At 63.6% G+C, this 8,413-nt stretch carries 6 protein-coding genes; all 6 read right to left on the bottom strand.

The genetic code is table 11. From position 1 onward, the window contains the following. Positions 1 to 100 precede the first annotated feature (100 nt). Positions 101 to 2,311, bottom strand: coding sequence for a GH116 family glycosyl-hydrolase (locus Q2T52_RS26700; RefSeq protein WP_288972392.1), 2,211 nt, complete (start codon positions 2,309 to 2,311; stop codon positions 101 to 103). Between the two features lie 93 nt (positions 2,312 to 2,404). Further along, positions 2,405 to 3,376: an ABC transporter permease gene (locus Q2T52_RS26695; RefSeq protein ID WP_288972395.1), complete on the bottom strand. Its 972-nt coding sequence runs from the start codon at positions 3,374 to 3,376 to the stop codon at positions 2,405 to 2,407. Continuing rightward, positions 3,373 to 4,341 carry an ABC transporter permease gene (locus Q2T52_RS26690; RefSeq protein ID WP_288972398.1) on the bottom strand — a complete coding sequence of 323 codons (969 nt, stop codon included), beginning with the start codon at positions 4,339 to 4,341 and terminating at the stop codon, positions 3,373 to 3,375. Before Q2T52_RS26690 ends, Q2T52_RS26695 begins: the two co-directional genes overlap by 4 nt. After that, complete coding sequence (locus Q2T52_RS26685; protein ID WP_288972401.1) at positions 4,338 to 5,840, bottom strand: sugar ABC transporter ATP-binding protein; 1,503 nt, start codon at positions 5,838 to 5,840, stop codon at positions 4,338 to 4,340. The genes Q2T52_RS26690 and Q2T52_RS26685 overlap by 4 nt, the downstream gene beginning before the upstream one ends. Positions 5,841 to 5,951: 111 nt before the next feature. Continuing rightward, on the bottom strand, positions 5,952 to 7,019 hold the full coding sequence (locus Q2T52_RS26680) for a substrate-binding domain-containing protein (protein WP_288972404.1): 1,068 nt from the start codon (positions 7,017 to 7,019) through the stop codon (positions 5,952 to 5,954). A 127-nt stretch (positions 7,020 to 7,146) separates the two neighbouring features. Further along, entirely contained in the window at positions 7,147 to 8,025 is an 879-nt protein-coding gene (locus Q2T52_RS26675) for an SMP-30/gluconolactonase/LRE family protein (RefSeq protein WP_288972407.1), read from the bottom strand. Positions 8,026 to 8,413: the final 388 nt, after the last annotated feature.

Genomic DNA, 8,413 nt, shown 5'->3' with positions numbered 1-8,413 from the left:
CTTCGACTGGCGCTTCAGCTTCTCGGCAATGGCATTCAGGATCATGACTACGCTCCGCTACATCGGGAGCGGAATTTCCACCGTTGTGGTCAACAGCTCGTTAACCAGAAAAATTTGCGACACGCCCATATTCCATGCCGTGCATGGTCTCCTGGGCATAGGGCACGGGCACGGCTGGTTTGGTCTTCGGATCGGGCCAGGTGGCGATCACCGTGCCGGCCTCGTCATACATGCCGAAGACGCGGCAGGGATTGTAGATCTCACCCAGCGCCGGCTTGAAGTTGTGCCGATGGATCGCGTCAAGGCTCCGGCTGGTCTTGTCGGGGTCGAGAATGTCGCCCAACCCGTAGAGCGTTGCGTGCCACTGGCCGAGAACCTGGTCGATCAGGCAGCCGTCTCCGAGCTGATACTTGATTTGCCTGTGCTCGGCGCTCCAGTAGAGGTCCATCACGCTGTCGCCGAGCACGCCGGTCGAGAGTTCCTCCTTGGCGTAGCGTTCGAGAATGGAACTGTCGGAGATGTCGATCTTCTGGGTGTAGTAGCTGCCGTTGAACAGGTTCTCGTCGACCCAGCTCCGACCCTTCTCGAAGACGCGGCGGAACTCTTCGGCCGCATCGACCTCCCCCACGGCCATGGCCATCTCGGCGCCCGCCTTCAGCGCGCCGAGATAGAAGCTGGTGAGCCAGGAATTCGGCCCAAACAGCTCCATGTCGAGCGTATGATGCTGGCGCCCCGAGAGAACGCCGGTGCGGTCCGGGTCCCAGTGGTCGGGATTGTCCGGGCTCCAGGCATATTCGATGCCGCGCCGCACGTCGGGCCACAGCCGCTTGAGCCAGGCGTCATCGCCGCTCAGCTTCCAGTCGCGGTAGACCTTGATCGCATTGCCGAACTGGCCATCGGCGCAGGGACGTTCCGTGGTGAAATTGGTGCCGAGCGGCAGGGACAGGCGGAAGCTCATGCCGCCTGATGCGTTCATGTTGTATTGGTAATCGAGCTCACGCATCGATCGCTCCAGCGCGGGAAACAGGAAGGGCAGCGCCTGCTGGTAGTTCCACACATGAGTGCAGCTTCCCTCGCAACTCCCGGCCGTCGGATGGCAGCCCTCCCAGCCATAGAAGGCGCCGCTTTCGAGCCTGAGCGTCGTCGGCGACTTGAGGATCGAGAGATTTGCGCCGGCCGCGTCGATGACCGCCGAGGGCAAGGTTGAGTCATAGAGCGCGTCGCGGAACCGCATCGTATCGGCCTTCAGCGCGTCCCAGCGCGCCAGCGCCTCGAAAGCAATGTCTTCGGCCGAGGCCCATTCGGTCGCGTACCAGTTCTTCCACTGGCCCTTGGCAGCCGAGGTCTGCCGGAAGTGCCACAACGGCGTAACCCAGTATTTTCGGAAGACCGGCGCATACCATGCGATGACAAAGCGCACCGTGCCACTGGCACCCGGCGCGAGTTCGAGTCTGCCGGCTGCAAGGCTGCTGTCGCGGTTGCGGCCCATGCCGCCGGCCGTATCGCTGGTCTTGTACTCCCGGGGCGCAAAGCGGCCTGGCGCGGCGAGTTCGTTCCAGTAGACCTCGAGCGCGTCGAACCAGTGGCCCCGGAAAAGATGAGCCTGGCGGTCCGCATCGGGGCAGTCGGTGGCCAGCACGAATTCGGCAAAATCGGGCTGGTCTCGTTCGCACTCGTCGCGATAGGCCTTGACGCCCAACATGCCGTCGCGGCCGACAAGGGCCGCCCGCGTCGGTGGCGGCAGGCCGTGGCCCAGCACGCCCACAGCGGTGTAGGTCAGGGGATCGGGCGTGGTGTTGGTGAAGCGGATCTCGAACATTGCGACCGGCATGCTCGAATCGCGGTCGTTCATGGGTATGAACGGGTTGAAGGCCGTAAGCTCGACGGTGCCCGGGAAGCTGTTCTGCGTGAAGCCGAGTTCGGCGACCGGAAACTTGCCGGTGAATGTGTTGTTGGCGAAATGCGGCATGCCTGCGAGGGAATCCCGTCGCGCGCCGAAGCCGAAGTTTCGCGACGTGTCGGCGGGAAAGTCGCCTGTGCGGTTGCCGCGATAGGGACCGTTGAGAATGCGGGCATCGACCACCTCCCCCGCCCGCTCCGCCTTGACGGCGAAATGCGAGAGGCCGTTGGTGATGCCCTTGGCCGGACGGTTCAGTACCTCCCAGTCGATCAGCCGACCGCCGCCGGACAACCCGATCGAGCCGGTGCCGATACCGCCGAGCGGAAAGGAAATCTCCTTCTGCCGCTCGCCATGATATTCGAAGGGCGCGCTATCCCTCATGGTGTCGAAACTCTGTTGTCGCTGGTCCATGGTGCCCTACCTGTTGACGCGGACGTGATGTCTGGAGCGCGGCGAAGTCGCCGGCCTGTGAAGGTGGATGGGGTTGGCTGGCGGTCGTTCATGTCATTCCCGTCGGAAGAACCGGCGCAGCTGCGGCGAGGCGATGGCTACCGCGAACAGAATGACCGCGCCATAAATGACCTTGAGCGCGCCGGCGTCGAGTCGGAAGATCGGCAGCAGGCCGGTCAGCAGCGTCAGGATCAGTGCGCCGGCGATGGTGCCGAGATACGAGCCACTGCCGCCGAGGATCGAGGCGCCGCCGATGGCGACGGCTGCGATCGAGGTGAAGAGATAGGGATCGCCCATGCCGAGATAGGATTGCTTGGCATAACCGGTAAGCAGCACGCCCGCGAGCCCGGCGGTAAACCCGCTGATTGCATAGGCCGCAATCGTCGTGCCCGCCACCGGTACGCCCGACAGCCTGGCCACCGTGCGGTTCGAGCCGACGGCATAGAGATAGCGACCGAAGGCGGTCCGCCGTTCGACGACCAACGCGATCGCCGCCAGCGCCAGCCAAACGAACAGCATGACCGGCAGGCCGATGGTGGCGATGCGGCCGTTGGCGATCCATTGCAGCGCCAGCGGCGTCGGCGGAGGCGGAAATCCGCGGGTGACGATGAAGAGCAGGCCCATCAGCATGACATTCATCGACAGCGTCATGACGATCGGCGGCACACGGAGCAGCGCGATCGCCAATCCGTTGATGGCGCCGATACCCGCCGAGGACACCAAGATCATCGGCACGACCCAGATCAGCGCGGCATCGCTCGAACGGGTCAGTGCCGTGGTGGCGACCGCGGCGCTGTTGAGCAGCCAGGGCACGCTGAGATCGATGCCGCCGCCGACGATCACCATGGTCTGGCCGATGGCGACGATGCCGGTGAAGGCGGCGATGACAATCAGCGTCGAGACGTGGGCAGGATGGGCAAATCCCGGCGAATAGAGGCTAACGGCGACGAAGATCAGCAGCGCGCCGAGATAGGCGAGCAGGATCGGGCTGGGCGAACGCAATCCATTGGTGAGCCATGGTATCATCGGTCGGCCCCCGAGCGTTCGGACCGCGCCTCGACAATCGATCCCGTGATGACGACGAGCACCAGGATCGCGCCCTGGGCGACGATCTGCCAGTAGCTGGTGAGCTTCAGCAGGAAGACGACGGTGCCGGTAAGGTTGAGGATAAAGGCGCCGGTGATCGTGCCCGTCAGCCCACCGCGACCGCCGGCGAGGCTGGTGCCGCCGATCACGACCGCTGCGATCGCCGGCAGCACATATTGCGCACCGACCACGGGCGAGCCGGCTCCGGTCTGGGTGGCGTAGAAGAAACCTGCCAGCGCCGCCATGACGCCGGAAATGCCATAGGCTGCGATGTTGGTACCCATCAGCGAGACGCGGTTGAGATAGGCACTGCGTTCATTCGATCCAGCGGCCCGAATGGAATTGGCCATGCGCGTGCGCCGAAACCAGGCCCACCAAAGCATCAGCAGCATCAGCAAAAGCACCGAGATCGGAATGCCGAAGGGTCGCGAATAGCCCCAGGCGAACCACACTGGCGGCACCGTGCCGCCTTCCGAGGGCTGTACGATCAGCGCAATGCCCTCGACGATGGACCAGGTCGCAAGCGTCACCAGAAACGGCTGAAGTTTCAGGAGAGAAATGATCAAGGCATTGGCGACCCCGATGAGGAAGCCGACGCCGAGGATCAGCGCCAGCCAGGGCAGCAGGTCGAGTCCCGGCAGATCGGCCCGCGTGGCCGATATCACGGAGGCGAGACTGAGCGTGCCGCCGACCGAAAGGTCGATGCCGCCGCGCATCACGACGATCGTCTCGCCGGTGGCCACGAAGACCAGAATCATCGCCGACGCGCAGATGAGCGCCAACTGCTCGAGGCCGAAAGAGCCGGGCCGCATCAATTCGATGAGACCTGCGATGATGAACAGCACGACGAGCGGCATGCCCCAGCCGTCGGTTCGACCCAGGAGTGAGGAAAGCGAACGCTTCATGCCGCCACCTGACCGATCATCGTGGCGCGAAGGATCCGGTCCTCGGAGAGCTGGTCGGCCGGCAGCGTCGCCGAGATCCGGCCATAGCTGAGCACCATGACGCGGTCGGCGACATTGACGAGTTCCGCAATGTCGGTCGAGTAGAAGAGGATCGCATAGCCGCTTGCCGCGAGATCCCGCATCATCGCGAAAATCTCGGCCTTGGTGCCGACGTCGACGCCGCGCGTCGGGTCGAAGAAAAGCAGGATGCGGGCATCCGTGGCCAGCAGCTTCGCCAGCACCACCTTCTGCTGGTTTCCGCCCGACAGCGTGCCCGCGAGCTGTTCGGGCGAGCCGACCTTGATCTGCAATCGGCTGACGGATTCCGAGACCACATCGGCCTCCGCCTGACGGTCGATCAGGCCGAACCGCGTCAGCCGCGACAATGCCGCGAGGACGACATTCTCGCGCACAGGCTTGGCCAGCAGCAGGCCCTGATGGCGCCGATCTTCCGGCAGGAGTGCCACGCCGATACCCTGTGAAAGGGCGTGACGCGGGCTGCGGATCGAGACCGGTCGCCCCCAGACCTCGAGGGAACCGCCGAAGCGCACGGCCCCGGCCAGCGCCATGAACAGCTCCCTCTGGCCGTGGCCCTGAAGTCCGGCAACGCCGAGCACCTCGCCCTCGCGGAGGGTGAAATCCATGCCCTTCAACTGATGCCCGACGCTGAGGCCGGATGCCTTCAGCGCGGTGCGATCCGTCGCGGTGGCGTGCCTTTCCGGAAAGAGCCGGTTGAGACGGCGGCCGAGCATCATCGCCACGATCTCGTCGTCGCCGATTGCGGAGGTCTCGGCGGTACCGACCGTCTCGCCATTGCGAAGCACGGTGATCCGGTCGGCGACGCGCCGCACCTCGCCCATGCGGTGGGAAATGTAGAGCACCAGCTTGCCGGCATCCGCACGCCTGCGTGCGATGTCGAGCAACCAGTCGACCTCGTGCGGCACCAGCGCCGAGGTCGCCTCGTCGAGAATGAGAATGTCGGGATCGCATGCCAGCCCCTTGGCGATCTCGACGAGCTGCTGCTGTCCGATCGACAGCGAGCGCACCAGTCGATCCGGCGCGATGCCGTCAAGACCGAGTTCGGCGAAGAGCGCCGCCGTCCGGGCATTCAGCGCGCGGCGGGAAATCATCCTCAGCGGCGTCAGCGCCTCGTCGCCGAACCAGATATTCTCACCCACGGTCAGATCCGATATCAGCGACAATTCCTGGAAGACCGGCGCGATGCCCGCCCGCCGTGCCGCGCCGGGGCCGTGGGCCGTGACCGTCTTGCCGCGGAGCATGATCTTGCCCCTGTCAGCGACAAGAGCGCCGCTCAGGATCTGGATGAAGGTCGATTTGCCGGCGCCGTTCTCGCCGAGGATGGCATGCACCTCGCCCGCCTTTGCCGCGAAATGCATGCCATCCAAGGCGACGATGCCGCCGAACCGCTTGGTAATATCCCTGGCCTCGAGCAAATTCATGCAAGTATCCATTCTGCCTTGAAACAGCCGCCCGGGGTTCGGTGACCGACGCCCGGACGGCAGGGATGCCGACAATGGCATGAAATATCGCGACGCGACGGCACCGTGCCCTCAATTCGTGCCCGCGGCTTCCTGCGGCGTGATGTCGAGCCAGGCTGGGCTTGCCGGCAGAACCAGGCCCGGCGGCAGGTCGGGGAACACGTTCTTGCCGATCTCAAGCTTGATGAACTCGGCACCCTTGCTGAAGTCGCCCTTCACGACGTCGGTCGTCAATCGCGGATAGTTGTTCTCGGTGAGATTGTTGGCCGGCGGATGACCATCGAGCACGTCGACCGCGAGCTTGATGGCGTCAGCGCTGAGATAGGGCGGATGGGTGTAGATCATGCACTTGAGGCCGGGCTCCTGGGCACAGGCCGTCGCCGAGCCGTTATAGGCGAACATCACGATCGGAACCATCGGGCGGCCGGCATCCTTGAGCGCCTGGATCGCGCCGGTGCCATAGCCCGCGGTCAGGATGCCATCGATCTGCGGATTGGCCGCGAGAAGCGCCGCGACACCCGCCTGTTCGGCGCCCAGTTCGTAATTCGACGTGTACCAGCCGACGACTTCAATGCCGGGATACTTGGCAAGAACCGCCTCGATTTCCTTGTTGGAGGCCTCCGAGATCGGCGAACCCGGCAGGCCGCGGTCGACGATGATCTTGCCCTTGCCGCCGAGAACCTCGGCCAGCCAGACCGGAATGTCGTGATTGGTGCTGGTCCAGTCGGTATTGACCTTCCACGGGCAGGGCGCGGTCACGACCTGAGAGAACGAGACGACGACGATACCGGCGGCGCAGGCCCGCTCCAGCGTCGGGTCGAGTGCGGAAACCGAGCCGGCGTGAACGATGATGGCGTCGGGTTTCGCGGCGATGATGTTGTTGAGCGAGTTGATCTGCGCCTGTACGGTATTCTCGACGGTCTCTATGTGAAGATCAACGCGGCCAGCCAGCGGCCCCTTCTTCACGGACACTTCGGCAGAGCGCAGCATCTGCTGCAGCCAGTCATTGCCGATGACGCTGTTGGACAGATAGATCGTATATTTCTTCTGGTCGGCGCTCTGGGCCGGCAGGGCGGCCGCAAAGAGGCCCGCAAGCGCCAGCGTACCAAGCGCCAACTTGCGCAGCAAATTGAATTTCATGACAATTTCCTCCCTGAAGTGCCGTTGCGGCACCTTCACGCTCACACGCTAGCCAATTGGCCACCAGCGCGCGTTCAGAATGGGCCAGTGGAAAATAGTGCACAAATTTCCAAGCCTCCGCGCGATGTCAGGGCCATTGCGCTCCACGCGCCTTGACGCTGAAGCTGAACAGATTGGCCCCGCCGGTGACGAAGATCCGGTCGCGCTCAGGACCACCGAAGGTCAGATTGGTCACGTCCATGGGAAATTCGATGCGACCGAGGAGCTCGCCCTCGGGCGTGTAGCAGTTCACGCCAGCACCGGCGCTGGTCCAGATATTGCCCGCCGTGTCGGTGCGAAGACCATCCGGGATGCCCTCTGTAGTGACGAAGACCTCGCCGCCCGAGAGCGTGCCGTCGGCTTCGACGCGGAAGCGGCGGATATGCGAATTTCCCGCCGGGTCGTGCGAGACTGCGGAGTCGGCGACATAGAGCCATGTCTCGTCGGGCGAGAAGGCCAGCCCGTTGGGCTTCTGGAAATCGCTGGCGACGGCGCTGATCGCGCCGGTCGCCGGATCGACGCAATAGACATTTTCGTGGGTCTGTTCGCTCTCGAGGCCGGGAAAGCTCATCCAGAGACCGTACTGCGGATCGGTGAACCAGATTGTACCGTCCGACCTGACAACGACGTCGTTTGGGGAATTGAGGCGGCTTCCCCGATACGTATCTGCGATGACGGTGATGGTTCCGTCAGGTTCCGTACGGGTGACCCGACGGCCGCCATGCTCGCAGGTGACGAGGCGACCATGGCGGTCGCGGGTATTGCCGTTGGCATTGCGCGAGTTGGCGCGGAACACGCTCACCTGCCCGTCGGGCGTCCAGCGCATGATCCGGTTGTTGGGAATATCGCTCCAGAGCAGGCAATCAAGATCACCGAACCAGACCGGTCCCTCGGTGAAGCTGCACCCTTCATGCAGCAGCGTGACCCTGCCGCCGTCCTCCAGCAGATCCCAAAAACGCCTGTCCACCGTGCTGTCCCTCGTTCCTCCTCGGTGACTAGCATCAGGCCGCAGTTCAAGACGTGCATTTTTGTCCACAGCTCCATCAGGTTATTTCAAGTATCGATAGTGATGGATTCTGGCGCGCTGGGGCGGTATAATTAGAGCACATCACGGCCGGTTCGGCCAAATTCGCTCTCGGATTCTGGACCTTTCCGAGGCCCGAGCGGTCTCTCCCTGATGCAATTCTGACGCCGTCCGAACAGCTTGACGCGCTGGATGTAATCTTGCGGGCGTGTCGCAAATTTTTCTGGTTAACGAGCTGTTGACCACAACGGTGGAAATTCCGCTCCCGATGTAGCGGAGCGTAGTCATGATCCTGAATGCCATTGCCGAGAAGCTGAAGCGCCAGTCGAAG

Source organism: Rhizobium oryzicola, assembly GCF_030504645.1.
In the GTDB taxonomy this organism is placed as follows: Bacteria; Pseudomonadota; Alphaproteobacteria; order Rhizobiales; family Rhizobiaceae; genus Neorhizobium; species Neorhizobium oryzicola.
This window is presented reverse-complemented; position numbering and strand designations above follow the sequence as displayed.

What these genes read in the sequence shown, in the direction of transcription:
- Q2T52_RS26695 (WP_288972395.1), bottom strand. Translation starts at nt 3,376, where the DNA reads ATGATACCATGGCTCACCAATGGATTGCGTTCGCCCAGCCCGATCCTG.
- Q2T52_RS26690 (WP_288972398.1), bottom strand. Translation starts at nt 4,341, where the DNA reads ATGAAGCGTTCGCTTTCCTCACTCCTGGGTCGAACCGACGGCTGGGGC.
- Q2T52_RS26700 (WP_288972392.1), bottom strand. Translation starts at nt 2,311, where the DNA reads ATGGACCAGCGACAACAGAGTTTCGACACCATGAGGGATAGCGCGCCC.
- Q2T52_RS26685 (WP_288972401.1), bottom strand. Translation starts at nt 5,840, where the DNA reads ATGAATTTGCTCGAGGCCAGGGATATTACCAAGCGGTTCGGCGGCATC.
- Q2T52_RS26680 (WP_288972404.1), bottom strand. Translation starts at nt 7,019, where the DNA reads ATGAAATTCAATTTGCTGCGCAAGTTGGCGCTTGGTACGCTGGCGCTT.